The organism is Pseudohongiella sp. (genome assembly GCF_040877505.1).
GTDB lineage: Bacteria > Pseudomonadota > Gammaproteobacteria > Pseudomonadales > Pseudohongiellaceae > Pseudohongiella.
In genome coordinates this window covers 198878-225017 of sequence record NZ_JBBDNQ010000024.1, presented here as the reverse complement: position 1 = coordinate 225017, position 26140 = coordinate 198878, and the positions used below count along the sequence as shown (strand labels likewise).

Annotated in this window: 24 protein-coding genes; 18 read left to right on the top strand and 6 right to left on the bottom strand. The window is 56.6% G+C overall.

The features are described from left to right. Positions 1-11 precede the first annotated feature (11 nt). Positions 12-443: a hotdog fold thioesterase gene (locus tag WD071_RS09295; protein WP_368048087.1), complete on the top strand. Its 432-nt coding sequence runs from the start codon at positions 12-14 to the stop codon at positions 441-443. A 27-nt stretch (positions 444-470) separates the two neighbouring features. On the opposite strand, the gene WD071_RS09290 is transcribed toward WD071_RS09295, so the two are convergent. After that, entirely contained in the window at positions 471-1277 is an 807-nt protein-coding gene (locus WD071_RS09290) for an acyl-CoA thioesterase (RefSeq protein WP_368048086.1), read from the bottom strand. 12 nt (positions 1278-1289) lie between these two features. Continuing rightward, a complete protein-coding gene (locus WD071_RS09285; RefSeq protein ID WP_368048085.1) occupies positions 1290-1778 on the bottom strand; it encodes an AtaL-like protein in 489 nt (162 codons plus the stop codon). A gap of 209 nt (positions 1779-1987) precedes the next feature. Between WD071_RS09285 and WD071_RS09280 the strand changes: the two genes are divergently transcribed. The 7 genes from WD071_RS09280 to WD071_RS09250 all read left to right on the top strand — a co-directional run bounded on the left by WD071_RS09280 (position 1988) and on the right by WD071_RS09250 (position 8008). Then, positions 1988-2356: a DUF6249 domain-containing protein gene (locus tag WD071_RS09280; RefSeq protein WP_368048084.1), complete on the top strand. Its 369-nt coding sequence runs from the start codon at positions 1988-1990 to the stop codon at positions 2354-2356. Beyond that, on the top strand, positions 2353-2970 hold the full coding sequence (locus tag WD071_RS09275) for an RNA polymerase sigma factor (protein WP_368048083.1): 618 nt from the start codon (positions 2353-2355) through the stop codon (positions 2968-2970). The genes WD071_RS09280 and WD071_RS09275 overlap by 4 nt, the downstream gene beginning before the upstream one ends. Beyond that, positions 2967-3332, top strand: coding sequence for a hypothetical protein (locus WD071_RS09270; protein ID WP_368048082.1), 366 nt, complete (start codon positions 2967-2969; stop codon positions 3330-3332). The genes WD071_RS09275 and WD071_RS09270 overlap by 4 nt, the downstream gene beginning before the upstream one ends. 101 nt (positions 3333-3433) lie before the next feature. Then, the gene (locus WD071_RS09265) at positions 3434-4021 is read left to right on the top strand and encodes a class I SAM-dependent methyltransferase (protein ID WP_368048081.1); all 588 of its coding nucleotides are present in this window, start codon (positions 3434-3436) and stop codon (positions 4019-4021) included. Continuing rightward, positions 4014-4598, top strand: coding sequence for a TVP38/TMEM64 family protein (locus WD071_RS09260; RefSeq protein ID WP_368048080.1), 585 nt, complete (start codon positions 4014-4016; stop codon positions 4596-4598). The genes WD071_RS09265 and WD071_RS09260 overlap by 8 nt, the downstream gene beginning before the upstream one ends. Positions 4599-4724: 126 nt before the next feature. After that, a complete protein-coding gene (locus WD071_RS09255; RefSeq protein ID WP_368048079.1) occupies positions 4725-6434 on the top strand; it encodes an alpha/beta hydrolase family protein in 1710 nt (569 codons plus the stop codon). Positions 6435-6475: 41 nt separating this feature from the next. After that, positions 6476-8008, top strand: a complete 1533-nt coding sequence (locus tag WD071_RS09250; RefSeq protein ID WP_368048078.1) for an alanine/glycine:cation symporter family protein — start codon at positions 6476-6478, stop codon at positions 8006-8008. On the opposite strand, the gene WD071_RS09245 is transcribed toward WD071_RS09250, so the two are convergent. From WD071_RS09245 to WD071_RS09230, 4 genes are all read right to left on the bottom strand, one after another. After that, the gene (locus tag WD071_RS09245) at positions 7996-8583 is read right to left on the bottom strand and encodes a YhgN family NAAT transporter (protein ID WP_368048077.1); all 588 of its coding nucleotides are present in this window, start codon (positions 8581-8583) and stop codon (positions 7996-7998) included. The genes WD071_RS09250 and WD071_RS09245 overlap by 13 nt on opposite strands. 93 nt (positions 8584-8676) lie before the next feature. Next, a complete protein-coding gene (locus tag WD071_RS09240; RefSeq protein ID WP_368048076.1) occupies positions 8677-9744 on the bottom strand; it encodes an alkaline phosphatase D family protein in 1068 nt (355 codons plus the stop codon). Beyond that, complete coding sequence (locus tag WD071_RS09235) at positions 9741-10859, bottom strand: hypothetical protein (protein ID WP_368048075.1); 1119 nt, start codon at positions 10857-10859, stop codon at positions 9741-9743. The genes WD071_RS09240 and WD071_RS09235 overlap by 4 nt, the downstream gene beginning before the upstream one ends. Before the next feature lie 97 nt (positions 10860-10956). Then, positions 10957-13311: a TonB-dependent receptor gene (locus WD071_RS09230; protein WP_368048074.1), complete on the bottom strand. Its 2355-nt coding sequence runs from the start codon at positions 13309-13311 to the stop codon at positions 10957-10959. A gap of 127 nt (positions 13312-13438) precedes the next feature. On the opposite strand from WD071_RS09230, the gene WD071_RS09225 reads away from it, so the two are divergent. From WD071_RS09225 to WD071_RS09180, 10 genes are all read left to right on the top strand, one after another. Next, on the top strand, positions 13439-14650 hold the full coding sequence (locus WD071_RS09225; RefSeq protein ID WP_368048073.1) for an EAL domain-containing protein: 1212 nt from the start codon (positions 13439-13441) through the stop codon (positions 14648-14650). Then, positions 14650-16938, top strand: a complete 2289-nt coding sequence (locus WD071_RS09220; RefSeq protein WP_368048072.1) for a PAS domain-containing protein — start codon at positions 14650-14652, stop codon at positions 16936-16938. Before WD071_RS09225 ends, WD071_RS09220 begins: the two co-directional genes overlap by 1 nt. A 95-nt stretch (positions 16939-17033) precedes the next feature. Continuing rightward, positions 17034-18455, top strand: a complete 1422-nt coding sequence (locus WD071_RS09215) for a UbiA family prenyltransferase (protein ID WP_368048071.1) — start codon at positions 17034-17036, stop codon at positions 18453-18455. Between the two features lie 22 nt (positions 18456-18477). Next, the gene (locus WD071_RS09210; protein WP_368048070.1) at positions 18478-19806 is read left to right on the top strand and encodes an FAD-binding protein; all 1329 of its coding nucleotides are present in this window, start codon (positions 18478-18480) and stop codon (positions 19804-19806) included. A gap of 26 nt (positions 19807-19832) precedes the next feature. Further along, a complete protein-coding gene (locus WD071_RS09205; RefSeq protein ID WP_368048069.1) occupies positions 19833-20618 on the top strand; it encodes an SDR family NAD(P)-dependent oxidoreductase in 786 nt (261 codons plus the stop codon). Between the two features lie 12 nt (positions 20619-20630). Beyond that, positions 20631-22343, top strand: coding sequence for a hypothetical protein (locus tag WD071_RS09200; protein ID WP_368048068.1), 1713 nt, complete (start codon positions 20631-20633; stop codon positions 22341-22343). Next, positions 22340-23293, top strand: a complete 954-nt coding sequence (locus WD071_RS09195) for an NAD-dependent epimerase/dehydratase family protein (RefSeq protein WP_368048067.1) — start codon at positions 22340-22342, stop codon at positions 23291-23293. Before WD071_RS09200 ends, WD071_RS09195 begins: the two co-directional genes overlap by 4 nt. 3 nt (positions 23294-23296) lie before the next feature. Continuing rightward, positions 23297-24637, top strand: a complete 1341-nt coding sequence (locus tag WD071_RS09190; RefSeq protein WP_368048066.1) for an NAD(P)/FAD-dependent oxidoreductase — start codon at positions 23297-23299, stop codon at positions 24635-24637. Positions 24638-24655: 18 nt separating this feature from the next. Continuing rightward, entirely contained in the window at positions 24656-25042 is a 387-nt protein-coding gene (locus WD071_RS09185) for a GtrA family protein (RefSeq protein WP_368048065.1), read from the top strand. Positions 25043-25096: 54 nt separating this feature from the next. Next, positions 25097-26083 carry a calcium/sodium antiporter gene (locus WD071_RS09180; protein ID WP_368048064.1) on the top strand — a complete coding sequence of 329 codons (987 nt, stop codon included), beginning with the start codon at positions 25097-25099 and terminating at the stop codon, positions 26081-26083. Positions 26084-26140: the final 57 nt, after the last annotated feature.

Sequence of the window (26140 nt, the reverse complement as noted above, 5' to 3'; positions counted from 1 at the left end):
GAATTCTGACCATGGCTATCTGGACCCGCGACACCACCTTACAGCAGATGACCGAGCACGCAAAAAACTCCGCAGTCACTGCACTGGGTATTGAGTTCACTGAGGTTGGCGACGACTTCCTGCGCGGACGCATGCCGGTGGATAACCGCACAGTGCAACCCTTTGGCATTCTGCATGGCGGCGCATCGGTGCTGTTTGCCGAAACTCTGGGCAGTGTCGCCGCCAACCGTTGCCTGCGGCGTGATGACCAGGTGGCTGTGGGGCTGGATATCAATGCCAACCACATCCGCCCGGTATCGGCCGGCTGGGTGATCGGCACTGCACGAGCCGTACATATTGGCGGCACCACGCAGGTGTGGGAAATAAAAATCGAGACGGAAGAAGGCAAAACGGTGTGTGTCTCGCGCCTGACCATGGCAGTGATTGCCCGGCCGGCCAGTTGAACAGCACAGCCCGGGCACTGCAGCCGTTCAATCCCTGAAATAGACCATCTGATGCGTGCTGGCCAGCAACTGCCGGTCAGCCGACCATACTTCAGCGGTCTGATCGAAATAACCGTTGCGAAAGTTCAGCGCCTTGGCGGTGGCCAGCAAAAACTGCTCACCCTGCGCCGCCAGCATGGCACTGTCGGCATGAAAATAGGTGGTCAGGCTGACCGTGCCGATGGGCAGCCGCCGCTGACGGCGGATGAAAATACGCGGAAAATAGCTGTCGCAGATGGCTGACAGCGACGGAAAATCCAGCGCTCTTGGCGGTTCATCACGCACCCACAAACAGGAGTAGGAGTCGTCCTGTTCGGCGCCACCCGCCTCGCCCGGCATTTCCCCGTCCATGTAGCGCATGTCGTAACACTGCGTCCACACAGGTTTATTGGTGGTATCCATGCGTGACAGTGACAGGGGCTCCTTCACGTTCTGCGGCGGCGTTGCTTCCAGCGCTGACCAGGTTTCCCGTCGTAGCGCGGTCACCGCTGTGGCAAAGGCCACCAGTTCGTCATTCTGCGTTGCCTGCATCAGCCAGTGCTGGGTGGAGCGGTTGGTGCGCACGGCCTGTGCCTCGACCAGGATCTCACCGTCTGCAATGGGGGCAGCGTAGTTGACGGTCAGCGCAATCGGCTCACCCAGCCTGTCCTCATGGCGCATCACCGCGTTAAGCAGCAACGCCGAGGTGGTGCCACCAAACGGGCCGATCATGTTGGCATAGGCAGCACTGGTATGTGCCAGGTAGCTGCCCTTTGCCAAAGGTTTCAGGGCAATCGCGGTATCCAGCGGATGCATGCAAATCTCCTTTTAGTGTCCGCTGTTGACGGTCAACTGGTTGTTGGACGCCATCTCACGAATGGCAATAATGGCATCGCGATCCTGCTGCCGGTACGCTTCCTTGAGATAGTCGTTGGCATTGAACCCTCCCTCCACGGCAATGGCATCACGCCGATAACGGAAGCGGACGAATAACTGACCCGGCGCTGGTTCTTCAATCGTGGTGATACTCTCGGCATGCATCGCTTGTGTCCGGCCGTCTATCAAAGTGGAAATTTCCTGCATCGGCACCAACAAAACATCATCACGCAACTGCAGGCCACCAAGCTCAATGTAACGCACAAACTGCTCGTCAGTGCCAGGTCCCAGCCGACAATTGAGCACAGGATTGAAGTGATCAGGGTACCGGGCGCGATACACCAGGCCCTGCCAAAGGACTTCACGGCTTAGCACCAACAACCCGGCATTACGCAGATTATTGACCTCGATAATATGTTCAAACTCCAGCAATGTGGACAACCTTCACCCTCCTGACAGCAACGTCTGGCAGTCTGCAAGTCTAGCTGCCGGACACTGCCGCTGTACACCCAAATGTTGCGGCGGACCCGGCAACACTCAACCATCTTCACAGGTGCCTGCCAGGTTTTTATGCCAGTTGCATCCAAACCGTGTCGGAGGTGCATCTAACAATGACACGCTATTATTATATTATCGCAAGGAGAAAGATCATGAGTGAAGAATGGATAGCTATTGTCATGTTTTTGAGCATTGCCGCTTGCGCCATCGTGTTTATGTACCTGCGCCATGTCAGCCAGATACGCAGGATGGACACCGTGTTGAAGCTGGCAGAGCGAGACGGCGAGGTCACCGAGCAGATGTTGCAACTGCTGGGCGACAACAATTCACCGATCAATGACATGCGTAAAGGGCTGATTCTGTCAGCGGTGAGTCTGCCGGTGATACTGGGTTTTGCTGTGCAGGGTAACTGGACAGCCACGATTTTTGTTGGCGGTGTACTGCTATGCGCCGGACTCGCATATCTGGTGGTAATGAAATACGGTAATAACAACGCGGGTGGCCGGCAGGAACTGGATTGACTGATAGCAAATTGACAGGTGCCGATTTGACAGACTGCAAGGCGCTGGAGACGCGCCTGATCCTGCGGGCACTGAGCGGCGCCGATAACCGGGCCTTCGGGCGCCTGGTAGTCATGCATCAAGGTCGGGTCCGGGCGCTGTTGCGCCGCCTTTGTGGCAACAGTCAAATGGCAGACGACCTGGCGCAGGATGTGTTTGTTGTCGCCTGGCAAAAGCTGCCTGACTATCAGGGTCGTGGCAAGTTTGGCGCATGGCTGTGCAGTATTGCCTATCACAAGTACTTGCAGACCTATCGCCAGCGGACCCGTGAGCGGGACATTCATGCGCAGTACGGGGCATGGCAAACGCTGACGCTGGCGACCGGGTCACCGGATGACAGGCCCGGGCAGATCGACCTTGAGCGTGCGATGCTCAATCTGCCACCAGCGGAGTCTGCCGCGATTACTTTGAACATGACTCTGGGCTACTCTCACCAGGAGGTCGCCACCATGATGCAAATGCCCTTGGGTACGGTCAAATCACATATCAAACGCGGACTGGAGAAACTGAAGTGCCAGTTGTCTGCCACGCCAGAGCAGGGTTCACGGAATCCCAGCCAGGAGAAATCAGCATGACCCTTGACGCCGAGCCACTGGAGAAGCAACTACGGCAGCGGCCGCCCATTGCCGACAACGGTTTCAGTCTGGCCGTCCTGAGACGCATAGCGGCGCATCAGCGGCGACGACAGCAAGTGCTGTTCTCCGTATGGACACTGGCGACCGTCACGGCTCTGGCCGTTATCTCCGTGCAGTTCGAGACCTGGATGTCGCAACTACAACCTCTGACGACCATGTGGACAGCCCAGTCCGGGCAAGCATTGTCCGACGTGTCATTGCTTTTTTGGCTGCAACCATTGTGGCAACCCACCAGCGAAATGCTGATAAGCGGACTGATCGCTCTGTTACTGACCACTGTGTTTGCGTCAGCCTGGGACTAGGCCTTTGAATTAACTACAACAACGCGTTCTTTAAGGGTATGATCTCTCCCAGCGAATTTACGGCCCTACGCCTGATACGCGGGCTGACGCCCGGGAGAACAATGCTCGTCAATATCTACAGAAACATCAGACGCAATATCACCGAAGATGGCCTGATAGTCAGCAGTTCCGGCTTCCTGGTGAAATCCATGGTCGGCAAAATAGACTTTTCCCGGCCCCTGCGGATCCTGGAAATTGGCAGCGGTCGCGGCGCGTTCACCCGGGAGATCATTCAGCGCATGTGCCAGCAATCACAGTTGGATGTGTGCGAGATCAAGGCCGACTACAATCCGTGGATCGAACAGATCATGACCAATCACCCGGACAAACAGGCACAGCTGCACAACTGCTGCGTCACCCAGCTACTGACGCAGGCAGACACCTACGATGTCATCCTGTCCTCGCTGCCATTAAAGAATTTTGAAGGCATGAAAGACAACAATGCCTTTCTGTACCGCGTTATCCAGGCCCTGAAGCACGGGCTCAAGGAAGGCGGCATCTACCTGCAATACCAGTATTTCAAAAGCAACAAGGCAGACATCGAATCCATATTCGGCAAGCCCATGGATGACGTTGATTTTGTGCCCCTGAACATACTGCCAGCTTTTGTGTACAGCATGACCAAGGACGTCAGTAGTCAACGTGCATAAAGAAAAACTCGAAACCGTCAACTTTTTCGGACTCTACACCTGGCTTGCCGTCGTTATCACGTCGCTGTCCCTGTACTTTTTCTACCCGCAACTGTTTGCGCCAGAGAGCATCCGGCAGTTCTTCTCCGACAACCTGGCATGGGGTTTACTCGGTTACTTTGTCATTTCCACCCTGCGCGGTTTTACCCTGATCCCGTCAACCCCTATCGTGCTGGCCGGAGTACTGGTCTTCCCGCCCTGGCCCCTGTTTCTGGTGAACCAGGTGGCAGTCTATACCTCATCGGCCATTGTTTACTTCATGGCCCGCCAGTTTCGCTTTGACCACTACTTCCACGAACACTACCCGAATCAGGTCGAGCGTTTGACGGCCCTGCTGAAGCAGCGCGAATTACTGGTAATCAGCGCCTGGGGCTTCATACCTGTTGTGCCTACCGACATGATTGTCTATGTGTGCAGTGTATTGCGCATCAAGTTATGGAAGACACTGCTTGGCGCTTCCATCGGCGAAGGCATTATCTGCGCCATCTACATCTTTGGCGGTGCCGCCGGGCTGAGCGTGCTGCTGGACTATTTTTGAGACTGCCTTGAGCACTGCTTCTGCAACGACCGGGACCTGACTGACGATTGTGCAATGCTTTCGCAACGGTTACTCTTGCTGTTGAATAATAATTAACGTCAGCAGACCCGTACAGAGAGAATAACAATGATGCCTAACCCACCCAGCTGGCGTACCTTTATTGTCGCCTGCCTTATCATTCTGGCGGGCTCACTGCTCGCCAACCAGGTGCAGACCGTCGGTGATATTGAAATCAAGGATGTGCGCTTCACCGGCGCCAACGGCAACACCCTGAGTGCCTTGCTTTATATCCCTGCCAATGCCACTGCCGACACCCCCGCACCCGGCATTCTGGCGGTTCATGGTTACATCAATTCGCGCGAAGTACAGTCCGGGTTTGCCATCGAATTTGCCCGACGCGGGTATGTGGTGTTGGCGCTTGATCAGGCCGGTCACGGCTATTCTGATGCACCAGCCTTCGCCAACGGTTTTGGCGGCCCCGCTGCACTGCGTTATCTGCGTAGCCTCGATATCGTGGATACCAATAATATCGGGCTGGAAGGTCATTCCATGGGGGGCTGGACAGTTCTTGCCGCGGCAGCCGCTGCGCCCGATGACTACAGATCCATGGTGCTGCAGGGATCGAGCACCGGCAGCGGCATGGCACTGCCGGGGACACCGGACTGGCCACGCAATGTATCCGTGGTGTTCGCGCAATATGATGAGTTCGCGCCGCTGATGTGGGAAGTCGCCGAAGGCGCCGACGCCGGCAGCAGCACCAAGCTGCAGACCCTGTTCGGCACCACCGGCCCGGTTGTCGCCGGGCAAGTCTACGGCAATATCGCGGATGGAAGCGCACGGATCTGGCAGTCTCCGCCAGTAACTCATCCCGGAAATCATATTTCTCATGCGTCCATTGGTCATGCCATCGACTGGTTCTCGCAAACACTGGAGGGCGGCAATCCCGATGCGGTCTCTGACCAGATCTGGTTCTACAAGGAAATCGGCACCCTGATCGCGCTGATCGGATTCGTGATGCTGATCCTGGGCAGTTTTAACATGCTTCTGTTGACGCCGTATTTCAGCAGACTGAGCTCACCCGACAGCCCGTCCGCCTACGTGCGACGTACCGGCAAGTGGTGGGTCGCTGCTGCGATCAGCGCCATTATCCCGGTCGCCACATTCTATCCGGCCATGGGCTGGGGCACCGCGCTGCTGCCAGCCTCTGCCTGGTTTCCCCAGACCATCACCAGCCAGATTGCCGTGTGGGCCATTGTGAACGGGGTGATCTTCACTGCACTCGGTTTCATCATGCGCACGGGCAAATTGACGTATTCCCATCAATTGCTGCCATCCATTAGCATTGCCCTGGCGACGGTCGGCCTGGCCTACTTGTCAGTGCTGGTGGCAGACTATCTGTTCAAGGTCGATTTCCGTTTCTGGTTTGTCGGCGTCAAGGCCATGAGCCTGGATCAACTGCAGATAATGCTGGTCTACCTGGTACCTTTTGCCGTATTTTTTGTATTGGCACTGCGGGCGCTGCACAGCGGGTTATCTGTTGCCAGTGATCGACCGCTGGCTCAGTACAGCAGTAATGCGCTGGCGCTGATGGGCGGTTTCCTTGTGTTCCTGATCGCGCAGTACAGCAGTCTGTTCATCCGCGGCGTTCTGATTACGCCGGGTGAACCACTGAATACCATTGTTATGATACAGTTTGTGCCTATGTTGCTGATTGTTGCCATTGTCAGCACATACACGTATCGCCGTACCGCCAGTTATCTGCCCGGCGCGTTTATTAATGCGCTGTTTGTCAGCTGGTATATCGTCGCCGGGCAAGCTACCCAGTACGCTGGCTGAGCCACCCGGGGGAAACCCACGGACAACCCAAGGATATAAAAATGGAAGGTCTGGTTACCTCGCTTAACAATATAATCTGGAGCACCGCGCTGGTTGTGTTATGTCTGGGTGCGGGCCTGTTCTACTCCGTGCTCACCCGGTTTGCACAGTTGCGTCATTTCCGTGAAATGTGCCGGCTACTGTTCAGAGGCAACGAGTCAGAACAGGGTATTTCTTCGTTTCAGGCACTGGCAGTATCGCTGTCGGGGCGTGTCGGTGTCGGCAATATTGCCGGGGTCGCCGCCGCCATTGGTTTTGGCGGGCCCGGCGCCGTGTTCTGGATGTGGGTAGTCGCATTTCTGGGCGCCAGCACCGCCTACGCCGAGTCGACACTGGGCCAGCTGTACAAGGTCGAGGAAGACGGACAGTACCGGGGTGGCCCGGCCTACTACTTTGAACGCTGTCTGGGGCAACGCTGGCTGGCAGTCATGTTTGCGCTGGCTGCCATCGTCGCCTGCGGTATGTTCCTGCCAGGCGTGCAGGCCAACGCCGTGGGCAATGCCGTTGCGCAGGTGTTCGGCGAAGGCAACATGGTCGTCACCCAGTTCGGCGAAGTCGGCTCCAACAAACTGGTGGCACTGGCCATCATTCTGATGATCCTGGCCTTCATCATTTTTGGTGGTATCAAGCGTATCGCCCACTTCACCCAGATCGTTGTGCCGTTCATGGCCATTGGTTACATCATTATGGCGCTGATCATCATTTTCCTGAACCTGAGTCAATTGCCCGGGGTTATCAGTCTGATTTTCAGCGATGCCTTCACGGCTCAGGCCGGCTTCGGTGCCGCCATTGGCTGGGGTGTGCGACGTGGCATCTATTCCAACGAGGCCGGTCAGGGTACCGGTCCGCATGCGGCATCTGCGGCAGAAGTCGATCACCCGGCTCAGCAGGGTCTGGTGCAGGCATTCTCGGTCTACGTTGACACCCTGTTTGTCTGTTCCGCAACCGCTTTCATGATCCTGATTACTCAGCAGTACAATGTGCAAGGCGCGCTGGAAACAGGCCAATTTATCGTGCAGAACGTTGATGCCGCTACCGAAATCAATTCGGCCGCCTTCACCCAGCTGGCCCTGGGCAGCGTTTTTGGTAACTTCGGCCCGATATTTGTCGGTATTTCATTGTTCTTTTTTGCCTTCACCACCATCCTGGCCTATTACTACATCGCCGAAACCAACACCGCGTATCTGAATCGTTATTTCAAAGCCAGAATTCCACTGGCGGTCGTCAAGTTCCTCATCATGTTCATGGTTGCCTATGGCATGGTCAACAATGCGGGCTTTATCTGGACCATCGGCGATATCGGAGTGGGTCTCATGGCCTGGATCAATATCGTGGGCATACTGGCAATCTATTTTGTCGCCGGCCCGGCCATTACCTGTCTGAAAGATTACGAGGCGCAATTAGAAAGCGGCAAACCAATCACCTTTGATCCACGCAAACTGGGCATCAAGAATGCGACGTTCTGGGAAGCGCGCCACGACAAAGCGCAAGGTGATAGTCAAAACCAGGGCGAGGACGCTGATCAGGCCAGATAACTTTTAAATCCATCAAGCAGCATCTGCACAGAAATGGTCACCAGAATCATGCCCATCAGGCGCTCGATGGCTTTCAGGCCACGAGCGCCCAGCAGTTTGTAAAGCTTCTGGGATAGCAGCAGGATCGCCGCAGATAAGGTCCAGGCCCCCATCAGCGCGATCAGCCAGTCACCGCTGCGGTCCGGTCCGGTTTCTGCCAGCAGCACCAGGGTTGCCAACACCGATGGTCCGGCAATCAGCGGCATCGCCAATGGCACAATCAAGGGCTCACCTTCGCTGCCATCATCCCCCATGACCCCGCCGCGCGAGGGGAAAATCATACGAATCGCGATGATCATCAACACCAGACCACCGCCAATGGATATTGCCTCGCGCGACAGTCCCAGGGCGGTCAGAATCGTCGGCCCGGTGAACAGAAACAGCAACATGATGCCAAGTGCGATCAACAACTCCCGGATCAGAATGCGGCGGCGACGCTCGGGCACAACACCCGACAGCACGCTAAGGAATATCGGAATATTGCCCAGCGGGTCCATAATCAGGAACAAAGTGACAGCGGCGGCAAAGGTTTCCATAACTATCAGGCCCAAACGTTTCAGATAACTTGTTGCTGGGCATCATACGCCCTTTGCGCGCCAATCTCACCCCAGCCATGCTGGCAGAAATCGTCAGAAGCTGACGGTTTGCTGGATCAGCGTCTCCCCCTGTTCATTCCGAATGGACATGTCCAGCACGGGCTGACCACCCGACCAGTCCACCTCCATCAGGCCATAATTGGCCACCGCGTGCGCCTCCCCCACCCGATGACGGTTGGGGCTGATGGCATGCCATTCTTCGGTGAGACCGGACGATGTCATTTCCACCAGCGCAAACGGCAGCCCGGCCTCATCAATACGGCTGAACTCCGACCAATGCGTATCACCGGAAATAATCACCGTGGGTACAACTGGTGTAGCCTGCAACAACTCAAAAAAGCGTTGCCGGTCAGCCGGGAAGTTGGCCCAGCTTTCCCAGCCGGTAAAATCAGCCAACAGCTGGATACTGGAACCGATGATGCGCAAATCGGCTTCCACCGCCAGTTGTTGTTGCAGCCACTGCCACTGCGTTTCACCCAGCATGGTCGCCCCTGCTGACAGATCAGCATCGTAGGGTCCCATGTCCTGCGCCAGGCGTGCTTCGCGTTTGGCGGTATCTGTTATCTCAACCAGCGGCGTCCGGTTCCAGCGCAAATCCAGCAAAATAAGCTGGACTTTCTGGCCCGCTTCACCATATTCGTAGGCGGTATAGATACCATCCGGGCGTGTACGCCGCTCGGAATCTTCGGGCTCGTTCCAGAAATCCAGCATCACTTGCCGGGATGCTTCCTTACTGGGGTACTCCACACCGCCATCGTTGACGCCATAGTCGTGATCATCCCAGATCGCAACCGTGTCTGCCTGTTCACGCAAGCGCTGGAAGCCGGCAACTGCGCCCAGTTGTTCGTACTTCGATTGCAGGACCGCCGGGTCCTCACTGTCGCCATAGATGTTGTCACCCAGGAACACAAAAACGTCCGGCTCATCAGCCAGTACGGCAGTCCAGATCGGCTGCGGTCGATCCTGATGCACACAAGAGCCGAATGCGATGGTCATTTGGTCCTGCGCATCTGCCAGTGTCTGCCCCCCTGTCTGCGTCAATGCCTGTGAAGAGAACACTGCCATCGTCAGACAACCAAGCATCAACACGATAACCTTCATTGCATAAACTCCTTCATTGGCGCGCCCATGGCACGGTTATAGGTCTGGTAGTCTTCGCCCAGCCACTGCATCAGGGTTGCCGCGATACGATCGGCGCTCAGACAGCTGTCAGGCACAACTGCGCCGCGTGCCGGCACCCCCGGCCCCATGGCGGCCATCCAGATGGCATCCGAACCTTCAATGCCCTTGTCATACATCGCCAGGCCGGTCATGTACTGCTCTACAGCGCGCTGACTGGCGTGGTGCTGCCAGGATTCAATCGGCTCTTCACCGCGACCATGATCAACGGTGATAAACAGAACCGTGTTGTCACGATACTGAGCCAGAGACTGCAAGGTTTGCCAGACTTCTTCGATAAAACCGTCTACCCGGCGCGATGCAAAGACATACTCATCATACTTGCCATCGTGAGCAAAGTCGTCAGGTTCGCCATAGGCAATGTGCAGCACCCGTGGCTGTTGCTCTCGCAGGTATGACAGCGCGTAGTGATGGGTAAAGGCATCATGCCGCACAGTTGGCCAGTGCGGTGATATATCCTGCTGCAGGGTATTCAGAAAGCGTTCAAAGTCATTGGCGGGCGCGCTGGCGATACCCGTGTTGACGGGCAGGCCGCTGCGCTCAACGTTATAAATATAGGGAAAAACGTCCCAGGAACCAAACGCCGCAGCCCTGCCCTCGCACGCCGGATTAGCCTGCAACAGTTCAAGAAAGGTTTTTTCCGGATTGGCCACTTTTGCATTGGAATTGAGGCTGTCATTGATCACACCACTGAGTATTTCATTGTAGCCCGGGAACGAGAAATTCCAGTCGTTGCTCATACGCGCACACGAACCCTGGTCGCGATCACCGACCATGACACCCTGCCGGGTTAATTCCGTGTACACAAACGGCATGATCAATCCCCTGCGCTCAGCGGCAGACTCGCGCCAGAACTCAGTCATCAGTTCTTCACCACGCGCAGAAAAATCTGTGTGTTCAGCCAGCGGCCGGTCCAGACCACGAAACAGTTCCTGCCAACGAACACCATCTATCGTTATCAACACCACATTTTCTGCGGCCCGGACAGGGCCATTCAACAATGGCAGAATTATCAACACAAACAAATGCACTCTCATATTTGTCTCCAGCAATCATGACAGGTCAGGCAGACCTGCCGAAAAAAAAGGCCCGCAGTGAACACTGCGAGCCTTTGCTTCAAGCATCAGACGGCGTTCAGAAATCCACAGTCAGGGTTGCTGTAGCAGTGCGCGGCGGTGCGATCCAGCCACCCCAGCCACCTGCCACACCACCCAGGTAGGATTTGTCGGTCAGATTGGTGACGTTGACCTGCAGACTGGCGCCTTTCAGGCCTTCCAGGTATTGATCCAGGTCCACACCCACGTACAGGTCAGCTACCCCGTAACCGTCAAGGCGCGTGGTATTGCCTGCATCCAGCCATCGCTCGCCGACATCCTTGTAGGTCAGGCCGGCAGAGAAATTGTCGCGACGCCAGTCAGCAGAGATGACAAACATGTCTTCCGCCGAACCGAACACGGTGTTACCCGGGAACACGCCCAACAGGGTATTGGCCGCCGGGTCTGGTGTACCGATGTATGTGGAGTCGTTTTTGGTGTACGAGAAATACAGGCTCAGAGTTTCCGTCACACTGGCCTGAATCGCGGCTTCCACGCCAGAGGACTCGATACCACCGACGTTGACGTAGGCACCATCGCTTTCACCCAGGTAGTCAATACCATCGGTCGAACCTTCCGGGATATAGGTAATACGGTTGGCGAACTCGATATCATAATAAGTCAGGCTGGCGTTGAACATGCCCGTTGTGTAGCGCAGACCAATATCCATGCTGTCGGCCGTTTCCGGCTCCACTGAGTCCAGCGCCGTCTGGTTGGCTTCCAGTACACCATCCTTGATGGAGGAAAAGCTTTCCGCGTAGCCGACAAATGCTTCCAGACCATCGACAGGCATCGCGTACACAAGGCCGCCGCTCAGCAGTACATCAGAGTCAGAGTTGACCGACGCGGTTCTCAGACCACCCTGGTGCTCGTCCTCGCGATCGATATCGACCAGATACTGTTTGGCACCCAGGCGCGCGGTCAAGGGGCCCATGATCACTGTATCTTCCAGGTACCAGGTCATGGTTTCCTGCGGGAAGGTCCGGTCGTATTGTGTCCAGTACGGCACATGGTTGAAGTTATAGCTTGTTCTGGAATCTATCACTTTTAACCAGTCACGCGACTCATTGCGCTTGTTGTCTTCGTACCAGAAGCCACCACGCAGTTCGTTACTGAAACCACTCAGATCCTGCTGCCAGGAAAAATCGGCAACAAAGCCGGTGCGCTGCTTCTCATAAACTGTGTGCCGATAGGAACTGACCGGCACTGCGCCCGCCGGGAAACAGGCCGGATCGTAAGCCGGGCCGGCCCCGCCGTAAGGGAATACCAGCGAGCTTTCACAGCCCGGCGTAGGCTGCAGCGCGCGACCATCAGCATCAACAAAAGTAATGGTGCCCAGCGGTCCGCCACCGAGTACCGGCGCGCCAGTATTCAGTTCGGTATGCGGATTGCCCGCGCCATCATTGCGCACATCAACGATATAGGGCGGTATCCAGTCGCCACGGCCAGTGTTGTCGTGGTAATAAACGGAGGTGCTGAAGTCTACACCTGAAACCTCAAAATCCGCTTTGGCATAAGCCAGCAGGTTTTCCCGCAAGGTCGACCAGGCGCGCCGATATAACTGATCCACGTGAGGTATGCCGGTCCAGTTGCCGGTCAGGCGGTCCCAGGTCGGATCCTCCATGAATTCCTGTGGTGTAACACGCTGGTAGTTGTCTTCGTGGGCATCATCATAAGAGATATAACCCGTCAACTCGACATGGTCATAATACCCTTTGAGTTTGGCGGCGATATGATCCCGGTTGGACTCACCAGAGCCATCAATCCATGAATCGATATCTGACCCGGACATGCTGATCCAGGCATAGGTGTTGTCCATAATTTCGCCGGTGTTGTAACGCACAAACACCTTTCGCGCGTTGTTGTCACCGAAGGTGGTCGACGCCGTCAGGCCAGCTTCCTGCGTCGGATCTACGCTGCGGAAGTTCATGCTGCCGCCCAGGGCTTCGTGGGACCAGGAGGCGATATCGGAGGTGCCCTGCACAACATCGACAGCGAACAGGTTTTCGGTGTCCAGGAAACGATTGGCCTTGGAGCCGCCGCCGTAGTTGGAATTGCCGTTGGGAATGCCGTCGATGGTCATGCCCAGTTGCTGTTCGTCCAGACTGACCTGGAAGCCGCGGATGCTGATGGTTGTGGACCAGTCATCACCGCCGAAGGCATCACCCTCGTTCACCAGTACGCCAGGGATATAGTCAATGGCACCCAATACGCTGGACGCACCGGACACCTGGTTCAACATTTCTTCACTGACCGAACTGCTGGCAAAGGTGCGCATTTGCGAAGTGACCACCATTTCCTCAACGGCTGGTGTGCCCTGCGCCAGCGCCAACGGCGCGGCCGCCAGCGTGCCGAGTGCGAGACACACGCCACGATACAATTTTTTAGTTGTCATTAGGTAAAACCCCAGATAGTGTTGTCGAAACGGGTACTCTAAGACCTGCATATAACAAACGAGCGACAGTTCGATGGCATTTTTGTGACAAAAATGCTGCAACGCTCTGCGACAACAAGGAGAGTCAATGGAGTCGCCAGAATACAGTGCAAACCTCCCTGGCCGGCTGTTGGTGCTGGACGATGACGTCGGTGTTAGCGCAACCATTTGCGCCATTGCCGACAGGGCAGGCTTCGAAACCAGATCAACCACCCGGGCAGAAGAGTTTTTCCAACTGGTCGCCGACTGGCAACCGTCCCATCTGATTGTTGACCTGGTGATGCCGGATGTTGATGGCGTTGAGACCCTGCATCGTCTCGCGCTATCCGGCCACCAGGGTATCGTCATTGTGACCAGCGGCCTGGGTGGTCGTGTGTTGGAGGCCGCCAGCCGGGCCGCCGCAGAGAACGGTTTGCGGGTCTCCGGTGTCCTGCCCAAACCGTTCACGCCCGCCCGGCTTCGCAGCCTGCTGCATCATGAGCCGGAAAACAGCAAACGCAAACCAGGAGGAAGCGACGAACCGGCGCCGGTCAGTGCCGAGATGCTGGCTGCAGCGCTGGCGCAGAAACAACTGTGCGTGCACTACCAGCCGAAGATTACCTGCGCGACCGAAAAAGTTGTGGGTTTCGAAAGCCTGGTCCGCTGGCAGCATCCGGAGCGCGGCATGATATTCCCGGACCAGTTCATTTCCCTGGCGGAGCGCCATGGACATATTGCCGAATTGACGAGACAGGTGTTTGATATCAGCCTGGCCTGGTTTGCGGCCAATTTCCTGAGTTCGGACCTGAAGCTTGCCATCAACATGTCGCCTATTGTGCTGGCAGACGCTCAGTTCCCGGCATGGATCCAGCAGGCCTGTACCCGTTACGGTGTGGCGCCGTCCCAGATCACGCTGGAAATTACCGAAACCAGCAGTATGGAAAACCCGGTTGCCATGCTCGAATACCTGACCCAGTTCCGCATCAAGGGATTCAACCTGTCCATCGATGATTTTGGTGTGGGTTACTCTTCACTGGTACAACTGGCCCGATTGCCGTTTTCGGAAATGAAGATCGACAAAATGTTTGTCATGTCGGCAGCAACATCCATCGAATCCCAAAAGATCGCAGCCGCCGTGATCGGGCTGGCCGACGCGCTCAACCTGAATGTCACCGCAGAGGGCGTGGAAGACGCATGGACTCTGGAATTTCTGCGCGACCTGGGCTGCACGCATGCTCAGGGCTACTTTATTGCGCGTCCGATGCCACCGGAATCTGCGTTAGTGTGGTTGCGCGACAGAGAAGGACTGAAGGCATCCTGATGAGCCACACTGATATTCACGACATGAGTGAACTGCTAAGGATTGGCGGGGCAGCCGCCAAGCTGGGCGGCTGGCGCGTAGACCTGATCAAGGGCCAGATCTACTGGTCCTCACAAACCCGGGCGATACACGAAGTTGCCCCTGACTACCAGCCGACGCTGGACGAGGCCATGGATTTTTACGCGCCCGAATATCGGGAGCAGATCCAGACAGTTTTCAACAAATGTGCCACCCAGGGCGCACCGTTTGACGAGGTGCTGCAATTCATCACCGGCAAAGGTCGGCGCTTATGGGCCCGTGCCATTGGCGAAGCGGTCAGGGATGAAGAGGGTACCATTATCGCCATCAATGGCGCATTCCAGGATATTTCCGATCTGATCGCGGCACGTGAAAAATCAGAGGCACTGTCCCGCCAGTTGCAGCAGACCCTGGAAAGTATCAGCGATGCATTTTTTCTGATCGATAAGAACTGGTGTTTTGGTTACATGAACACACAGGCCGAGATCCTCCTGCAACGGCGCAGAGACGATCTGCAGGGCAAACATATCTGGGACGAGTTCCCCGCAGCACGCGACTCTGATTTCCGCCGAAATTACGAACTGGCTGTCAGCGAGCAACGCACGGTGCGCTTTACCGAGTATTATCCTGAGCCTTTGAATGCATGGTTTGATGTCAGCGCCTACCCAACGGACGACGGGCTGGCCGTCTACTTTCGTGATGTCACCGAGCGGGTTGCCCGGGAAGAATCGCTGCGCATCAGCAATGAACGTTTCAGCCTCATCGCCAAAGCCACCAATGACGTTATCTGGGATTGGGAATTCAACAACAACACGATCTGGTGGAATGAAAACCTGCTGACGGTTTTTGGGTATGATCCGGACAAGGTGGAACCCGGGTCCGAATCCTGGACTCATCGCATTCACGTCGATGACCGCGCGCGCGTGCTCAAGGGCATACGCGCGGTCATCAACGGGACCGGCACCAGCTGGCAGGATCAGTACCGCTTCATGCATGCCAGTGGCGCGGCGCGCACCGTCAGCGACCGGGGTTTTGTCATCCGCGATGCCCACGGCCAGGCCATACGCATGGTTGGCAGCATGACCGATATCTCTGACAGCGTGGAAATGAATGAACGTCTGCAGCAGGCGCAGAAGCTGGAGGCGGTCGGCCAGCTCACGGGCGGTGTCGCCCACGATTTCAATAATCTTCTAACGGTCATTCTGGGCAACGCCGAGCTGCTCAGCGAACAACTTACCGATCAGCAACAACTGCGTATTCTCGCCGAGATGACGGCCACAGCAGCAGAACGTGGCGCCGAGCTGACCAATCGCCTGCTGGCATTCGCCCGCAGGCAGCCGCTGGAACCCAGGAACGTTGATGTCAACAAATTGATCCGGAACATGGATAGCCTGCTGCGCCGCACCCTGCAGGAAAGCATCGATATCGAAACCGTTTATGCCGGCGGACTCTGGTTGTCAGAAGTCGACCCGGGCCAGTTGGAAGGCGCACTGCTGAATCTTGCCATCAACGCTCGCGATGCCATGCCGACAGGGGGCAAACTCACTATCGAAACCCGCAATACGTTGCTGGATCAGGACTACGCCGACAACCACGACGAGGTTCAGGCAGGGCAGTATGTGATGATTTCCGTGTCCGATACGGGTTCGGGCATGGCGCCGGAAGTCGTTCAAAAGGCCTTTGAACCTTTCTTCACCACCAAGCAGATTGGCAAGGGCAGCGGTCTGGGTTTAAGCATGGTGTTCGGTTTTGCCAAACAGAGTCTTGGCCATGTCAAAATCTATTCCGAAATCGGCGAAGGCACCACGGTTAAACTGTATCTGCCGCGCGCGATGTCGGACGACAGTGGGATTTATGACGGCCACCTGGCGCCTCAGATCGAGGGCGGCAAGGAAAACATTCTCGTGGTTGAGGATGACCCACTGGTCCGCGAGCACGTCAGCGAACAACTCAAGGGACTTGGCTATCGGGTTCACAAGACCAGCAACGCCGATGAGGCCCACGACATCCTGAAACAGCTCAGCAATATCGACCTGCTGTTTACCGACATTGTTATGCCCGGCACCATGAATGGTCGCCAGCTCGCGGATCTGGCGCAGCAGTTGCGGCCCGGCATCAAGGTTTTGTTCACATCGGGTTACACCGAAAACGCCATTGTGCATCATGGTCGTCTGGATCGTGGGGTTCATTTGTTGAACAAACCCTATCGTCGCCAGGAGCTGGCAGCCAAGGTGCGCAGAGTGCTTGACGAGGTCGACAACAACAAATGAAGCACAGACACAGGAATTAACGGGGCCGGAGCTGTAAAAAATTCCCACAGAGCGTCAAACCTGATACCCTGACGTCTTTCACGGGAGGCCAATTCTTGACTCAACCGCTTATAGTCGACCTGGACGGCACGCTGATCCACACGGACATGCTTCACGAGTCAGCACTGAAAGTGCTGCGGGAGCGACCGTGGGCGACGCTGTGCATTCCCGTCTGGCTGGCACGGGGCAAAGCGGTTCTCAAACAGCGCCTGGCTGACCAGTCGCGATTCGACCCGGGCAGCCTGCCCTACAACGAAGAGTTGCTGGTCTGGCTGCGACAACAGAAAGAGACCGGACGCAGGCTCGTGCTTTGCACCGCCTCCGACCAGTCAATTGCGCAGGCCATCGCAGATCATTTGCAACTGTTTGATGACGTCATGGCCAGCGATGGCATAACCAACCTGTCTGGCTCTAATAAAGCCGAAGCGCTGACGGCCCGTTATGCCGACACCGGGTTCGTGTATGTCGGCAATTGCGACAAGGACCTGCCCGTGTGGCGGGTGGCGCACAGTGCGGTGGTGGTCAATGGTGCCAATGGGCTCAGCGACAAAACGCGTGCCCTGTGTGACATAGAACATGAGTTTCCGCTGCGCCCCAGAGGCCCGTTGACCTGGTTGCGCGTTATCCGCGCCCATCAGTGGCTGAAGAACCTCCTGCTGTTCATTCCGATGATCGCCGCCCATCAGGTCAGCGACCTGAACACCTGGCTGTCGCTGACCCTGGCATTTGTTGCTTTCAGCCTGTGCGCCTCTGCCGTTTACATTACCAATGACCTGCTGGACCTGGAAAGTGACCGCCTGCATCCGCGCAAACGCTTCCGTCCCTTTGCATCGGGCCTGCTTCCGGCCTGGCAGGGCGTGCTGCTGATGCCGGTGCTGTTAGCCGCCGGGCTGGCGATGGCATTTTTGGTCAGTGTCGCCTTTGTACAGTGGTTGCTGCTTTACCTGGCACTGACCTGCGCTTATTCATTTGGTCTTAAGCGCCTGATGCTGGTGGACTGTCTGACGCTGGCCATGCTCTACACGCTGCGCATCATCGCGGGCACTGCTGCTGCCAGTCTCGACCTGTCTTTCTGGCTGCTGGCGGAATCGGTGTTCCTGTTCCTGTCCCTGGCCTTTGTCAAACGCTACGCTGAATTGGCGCTGCAATCACAAAGCGGCGCCGACAAGGCTCACGGCCGGGGTTATTACATCAGCGATGCCCCCCTCATCCAGACCCTGGGAGTCACCTCAGGTTATGTCGCGGTCGTGGTGCTGGCGCTTTATCTGAACAGCAACGAAGTACTGGAACTATATCGCAACCCGACGCTGGTATGGGCCGCCATTCCATTCATGCTGTTCTGGATCAGCTGGATGTGGATGCAGGCCAGCCGGGGCAACATGCATGACGATCCCCTGGTGTTTGCCGTCAAGGACAAAGCCAGCCTGCTGGCCGGGCTCGGATTTGCCATGGTCCTCGTGATCGGATCGGTGGCCTGATTATGCGAGGTAGCACATCGTCATGAAAATCACGTCCTGGGGCCGGCTCAGCCATGAACAGCATCAAGCCATTGCGCTCACCGATCACCGCACACTGTCAGCACAAATTCAGCACAATACACCTGGCATCAGCTACGGCATGGGTCGCAGCTACGGTGACGTGTGCCTGAACCCGGGCGGCCCGCTGTGGCAGACCCGAAACATGAACCGGTTTATCAGTTTCGATCAGCACACGGGTCTGCTGTCCTGCGAAGCCGGTGTCATGCTGAAGGAGATCCAGAATTGCTTTGTGCCCCGTGGCTGGATGCTGCCTGTGACACCCGGCACCCAACTGATAACCGTGGGCGGCGCCATTGCCAATGACATTCACGGCAAGAATCACCACGTCATGGGCACATTTGGCGAACACCTCGCCGGATTCACATTGGAGCGCACCGATGGCACAGCGCTGGATTGCAGCCGCGAACAGAACGCAGACATGTTCCGTGCCACCATTGGCGGTCTTGGCCTGACCGGTGTTATCAGCCGCGTGCAACTGCAACTGCGCCGCGTCAACAGCCCCTGGTTGCTGACAGATACAGTGCCATTCAGTAGCCTGGATGATTTTTTTGCACTGGCTGATGCCTCGGAAACAGACTGGGAACACACCGTGTCATGGATAGACTGCCTGACCGGACCACAAACGCGGGGGATATTCCTGCGGGCCAACCACGCCAGCGAACAGGACATCGACGCGCTGCCGTACTACCTGCCAGACAGCAATAAAGTGCGCCGACGCCCGGGCATCAACATGCCGCTGACACCGCCGGTATCACTGGTCAACAGACTCAGTTTGCGCCCCTTCAATGCGACCTATTACGCGATGAACGCAGGCAAGGCCGGTGCTGGTGTTGCTCACTACGAAAAATTTTTCTACCCGCTGGACAAAATCCAGAACTGGAATCGCATGTATGGACGCCGTGGCTTTTACCAGTATCAGTGTGTCGTGCCGCGCGCGACAGCACAATCTGTGATCGCGGATATGCTGGCGGTAATCGCAGCGGCTGGGGAAGGCTCTTTCCTGGCTGTGCTCAAGACATTCGCTGACAGGCCTGCTGCCGGGCTGTTGAGCTTCCCCATGGCGGGGGCAACGCTGGCGCTGGACTTTCCCAACAAAGGGGCAGCAACTGAACGCCTGTTTGCCCGACTGGACGCAGTGGTGTCACAGGCCGGCGGACGGCTGTACGCCGCCAAGGACGCACGCATGTCGGCGTCAATGTTTGCCGCAGGCTACCCGGCGCTGACACAGTTTTCTGCATTCCGCGACCCGGGCATCAGTTCGGCCATGTCGCGGCGCTTGCTGGGTTCCTGACACCTGACCAACAAAAGGTATGTGATATGACTCAACCTGAACGTATTGTGATTGTTGGCGCCACTTCAGCCATCGCTGAGCACTGCGCCCGACAATGGGCTGAACAATGGCCCGGACAATCGGATCAACAGGCACAAGGGCACCCGCAGCAGTTTGTGCTGTTGGGCAGAAACCAGGACAGGCTGGACGCCATTGCCGCCGATCTCACCGTACGCAATCCGGCTGCTCATTGCGAAACCATGCAGTCAGACTTCACCTCGGCCGACGCCATCCGGGAAACAGTGGCGTCAATTGTGGCAGGCGGCACGCCTGATATTGTGCTCATCGCTCACGGGACCCTGCCCGATCAACAGGCCTGCCAGCAGAACATTGGCATGGCCGCTGAGGCGATGCACATCAATGGTCTGTCCCCGGTATTGTTTGCCGAGGCCTTTGCCGGCGCCATGCAGGCCGCCAACACCGGTACGCTGGTGCTTATCGGTTCGGTGGCGGGTGACCGTGGCCGCAAGTCCAACTACGTGTATGGTGCCGCCAAGGGTCTGGTCACCCGTTATGCCCAGGGGTTACAGCACCGGCTGGCAGGCAGCGGCGTGCGTGTGGTTCTGGTCAAACCCGGTCCGACCGACACCCCAATGACGGCGCATCTGAAGCAGGACGGGGCCAAACTGGCCAGTGTCGAGGCGGTTGCCGCCAACATCGTGGACGGCGTGCAAAAGGGCCGCGCGGTCATTTATGCCCCGGGCAAATGGTGGTTGATCATGATGATCATTCGCCACCTGCCCAGATTCGTATTCAACAAAATGGACATATAAGGTTTGACAAGGATGAAAGATTTTCTATTGACACACGGACGGACGCGGGTGGCCGCAGCACTCGCTTCCCTGTTTGCCACTGCTTTTGTTGTACTCGCCGTTGTCGGCACCGCGCGCATGTACACACCGGTGCCGTTCTGGGACATGTGGGGCGCCACACTCGGTTTCTATATTGCCATTAATGATGGCGCCAGCTGGCTGTGGTGGGCACAACACAATGAACATCGTATTGTGCTCTCCCGCTTGCTGTTCTGGCTGGACTACGAAGTCTTTGGTGGCCTGAGTGTCTTTTTGCTGGTGATGAACTATGTCATCGTGGCGCTGGGTGTTCTGCTGTTCTACCGTATCGGTCATGCGCGCATGGCAAATGAACCGGCGCGCCGACATATTGTATTTTTTACCACCTGTTTTATAACAGCCTGGCTGTATCAATGGATACAGCACGAGAACCTGGCCTGGGCTTTTCAGAGCCAGTTCTTCCTGGCACAACTGCTGCCCTTGTGCGCTTTTTATGTCTTGCATAAATCAGCATCGAATGACAAGGCGCACCTGACGTTTGCGGCAGCCTGCCTGCTAGGTGCCGCCTCGGCGGGCACCATGGCCAATGGTATTCTGGCGCTGCCGTTGATGACAGTTTACGCTCTTGCTACCCGTATGCGACTGTGGCAGACGCTGATCCTGGCGGTGTTCACAGCGGTCACGCTGGGTCTGTATTTGCACGACTACAATTCGCCGGAATACCACGGCTCCATCACCGACGCGCTTCTGCAGCAGCCTCTGCAACTGGCGCACTACGTAGCGCTTTACCTCGGCACCCCATTTTTTTATCTGTTCGGCCAGGGAATCAGTGGAGATATTGCCGCCGGTATCGCTACAGCCGTGATGGCTATCATCGCATTCCTTTGTTTGTTCCAGAGTCTGAGAAATCCGCGCGAAAATACATTAAAGCTGGCACTGGTATTTTGTGTGATATATCTGGTTGGCACCGCCGTTGGCACCGCCGGCGGGCGCCTGATGTTTGGTGTATACCAGGCTATCAGTTATCGTTACACCACCCCGGCATTGATGGCCTGGGCCTGCATCCTGATGCTGATGCTGCCCGTGCTGTGGCAAACCCTTCGCCGCTTCCCGCGCTCCGGAACCGGCGTTGCTTTGTTGTTGTTGGCCCTGATGTCAGTGCAACAGTTTGCAGCCGCCCGCGCTCAGCATGCACTGGTCGCCAACAGAAACATCGCCGGACTGGCCCTGGAACTTGGTATAAACGACGAGACCCAGATTCTCAATGTACATGAAATGACGGATGGCCTTCTGCGCACGGTCGAAGTCGCATCACAAGAGAATCTGACAATTTTTGGCATCTATCCATGGCGCGATCTGAAGCAGACACTGGGTCGGCAAGCCCGTCCCGCCAGTTTGCCTGCCTGCATAGGCTACCTGGATACCGTGACAGACATCGAAACTGATCCGGGCTATATCCGTGTCGAAGGCTGGTTACTGAACAACGAAGATCGCGTAATTCCCGGGTTGATCACCATCACTGACGCCAGCGGCACAATCGCAGGTTATGCACTGACCGGGGTGCCCAGGCCTGACGTTGCTGATGCCGTCGGGTCACATGCCGGACTGGCCGGTTTCAGGGGATATGTCAGCGCCAACATGACCGGTGACACTGCCATATTTGTGGGAGACACGGCGCCTTGTGAATTGACCACGGAATTACCATGAACGAACTGAATAAAGACGCAAGAATCCTGCTACCCGGCGGCGCCGGCCTGGTGGGTCAGAATCTGGTGGCCCGGCTGCGCGACCGTGGCTATCACAATATCGTTGTGCTCGACAAACATCACGCCAATCTTCGTGTCCTGCAACAGGTACAACCGGATATCACCTGCGAATACTGCAACCTGGCTCAGGCCGGCGACTGGCAGAGCCACATTCGCGACGCCGATGTTGTGGTCATGCTGCAGGCACAGATTGGCGGCATCGACTACGCCGATTTTCAGCACAATAACGTCGACGCAACCCGCCTGATCCTGGATACCATCAAGTCCTGCCCGACACCGCCTTACCTGGTTCACATCAGTTCCTCGGTGGTGGAATCCGTGGCCGATGATTTTTACACCCGCAGCAAACGCGAACAGGAAGCCATGGTGCTGGCCAGCGGCATCGACTGCCCGATACTGCGCCCCACCCTGATGTTCGGCTGGTTTGATCGCAAACACCTGGGCTGGTTGTCGCGTTTCATGAAAAAAGTCCCGGTGTTCCCCATACCCGGACACGGACGTTACATGCGCCAGCCGCTGTATGCGGGCGATTTCTGCGACATCATCATCAGCTGCATCGAGTCACGTCGCGGGCACGGCATCTACAATATTTCGGGCCACGAAAAAATAGACTACATCGACATGATCCGCGATATCAAACAGGCCGTTGGCGCTCGCACACTGATACTGCGCATTCCGTATTCGCTGTTTCATATGTTGTTATGGACCTGGGCGCGGTTCGACAAAAACCCACCCTTCACCACGCAGCAACTGGCCGCCCTGACCGCCAAAGACGAATTTGAGGTGATTGACTGGCCGGGCATTTTTGCTGTGCCTTATACGCCCTTCAAAACAGCGATTCACGAAACCTTTAACGATTCGCGCTACAGCGATATTGCATTGGAGTTTTAGGACATGGAACAGTCGCAACCAGCGCAGTCACAATCAACATCATCAGATAAACGCGTTGCCGTGCTGGGCGCCGGCCCCATGGGACTGGCGGTGGCCTGGCAATTAGTGCAACAAGGTTACAAACCCATCGTATTCGAGGCAGATGACCGGCTCGGCGGCATGACTGCCAGTTTCGACTTCAACGGGTTGCAAATCGAACGTTATTACCATTTCCATTGTCTCTCTGATCGCGGCCTGCTGCAGGCGCTGGATGATCTGGGCATTGCCGACCGCATGCGCTGGACGGAAACCCGCATGGGTTACTGGTATCGCAACCAGCTACAGGACTGGGGCAACCCCCTGGCCTTATTGCGCTTTAAAGGCCTGAGCCTGAGCGCCAAGATCCGCTACGGTCTGCACGCATTTGTATCTACCAAACGCACCGGCTGGCAGGATCTTGACAAGGAGGATGCCCGCCGCTGGATACGTCGCTGGGTAGGCGACGAGGCCTGGCAGGCGGTGTGGCGCACCTTGTTCGACTACAAGTTTTACCACTACTCGGACAACCTGTCAGCCGCCTGGATATGGAGCCGGATACACCGCGTGGGCCGATCCCGCAGCAGTCTGATGCGGGAATGCCTGGGGTACCTGGAGGGCGGTTCTGAAACCCTGCTGCAAGCGCTGGCTGCAGCCATCAAAGCCGGTGGCGGTGAAATCCACCTGAGCACGCCGGTGACCGAAGTGGTCATCAACGACCAGCAACTTCAGGGTGTGCGCCTGGCTACTGTTCCCGAACTGCAGCATTTCGGCCGGGTGATCAGCACCATCCCCCTGCCTTACGTACCCAAATTGATGCCGGGGCTGCCGGACGCAACACGCGCCGCCTACGCCAGCCTGCGCAACATCGCTGTGGTCTGCGTGATTGTCAAACTGCGCCAGCCGGTGTCGGACAAGTTCTGGCTTAACATCAATGATCCGGAAATGGATATCCCCGGCCTGGTCGAATACAGCAACCTGTACCCCATGGAAAATCACCTGGTTTATGTACCGTTTTATCTGCCAGCAGAACACGCCAAGTTTGGCGACAGCGATGCAACGTTCATCAACAAGGTGCGCAGCTACCTGAAAAAAATCAACCCGCGCCTGCATGACGATGACTTTATTGATATCCACGCCAGTCGCTATCGCTACGCACAACCAATCTGCGAGCCGGGTTTTGCCGATCGGCTGCCGGCGGCTGAACTGCCGGTGCAGGGCTTGTGGGTGGCAGACACATCCCACTATTATCCCAGTGACCGCGGCATATCGGAGAGTATCGAATTTGGTCGCCGATTGGCGCAACGTGCCTGTCCACCCAGCGAGTAGTGCATGATCAAGCCCTTTATGTCCCGACAATTTGTGGCTTTTTTAGTGACCGGCGGCATCGCAGCCCTGGTCAACTTTTTTACCCGTATTTTCTACAACAATTGGCTGGGATTCTCGACATCGGTTGTTTTGGCGTACTTAACCGGGATGGTGACCGCTTACATACTGGCCCGCATTTTTGTTTTCAAGGGCAGCACACAGACCTTGCAGCGCTCGATGATCCTGTTTGCGCTGGTCAATCTGTTGGCCATTTTTCAGACCTGGGCAGTGAGCCTGCTGATGGCATACTCCGTCCTGCCCGCTCTGGGCGTGACCCGCTTCAGTCTTGAAATTGCCCACGCGGTTGGTATTGTAGTCCCGGTGTTCACCAGTTTTTTAGGTCACAAGTACTGGTCTTTCCGCTGACAATCGCTACACTAGGCGGCTGCATCATCAACCACCTTGTTTCTGGAAAATCACATGCTGTTTGCGTTACTGGCAATTGCGATAGGACTTGTCATTCTGGTGTGGAGCGCCGACCGGTTTGTCGAAGGCGCTGCCGTTACGGCACGGCATTTTAATATACCGCCCCTGATCATCGGCATGGTGATCATTGGTTTTGGCACCTCGGCACCGGAAATGGTGGTGTCTGCATTGGCATCATGGCAAGGCAATCCCGGTATCGCGCTGGGCAACGCCTACGGCTCCAATATCACCAATATTGCCCTGATTCTGGGCATCACGGCATTGATCAGCCCGATACTGGTTGACTCACAGGTGCTGCGCCGGACCCTGCCCATACTCACCGCGGCCACCCTGCTGGCAGCCTGGCAATTGCTGGACGATACCATCAGCCGTATTGATGCACTGGTATTGCTTGGCGTATTCGCCGGCATCATGACCTGGACAGTGATCCAGGGCAAACGTGACCAGCAGGCTGCCAGCCATGATTCCCTGGGCGAGGAGATCATCGCTGAACTTGACACCAGGACTTTGCCCTTGCGCAAAGCGGTGATGTGGACAGTGGTCGGCCTGCTGCTGTTGATCGTCAGCTCCCGGATACTGGTCTGGGGCGCTGTCACCATTGCCCAGGGCCTGGGTGTCAGTGACCTGGTCATTGGCCTGACTGTCATCGCTGTCGGCACCTCACTGCCCGAACTTGCGTCCTCGGTCATCGCTGCGCGCAAAGGCGAACATGACATGGCATTGGGCAACATTCTGGGCTCCAATATGTTCAATACCCTTGCCGTGGTGGGCATCGCCGGTGTCATCCACCCCATGGGCGTCGGGCACGAAGTGCTGACCCGCGATATGGCGATGATGGTTGGTCTTACCCTGTCACTGTTCGTCATCGGTTATGGCTTCCGGGGTCAGGGCCGCATCAATCGCCCCGAAGGCCTGTTGCTGGTGCTGGCTTATGTTGCCTACACCGGCTGGTTGATCCGTAGCGTATTTCTTGCCGCATGAGGCGCCGAAGCCATGCCCGTCTCGTGTTTTCGGGCCTGCTTTGGGGACTGCTGCTGG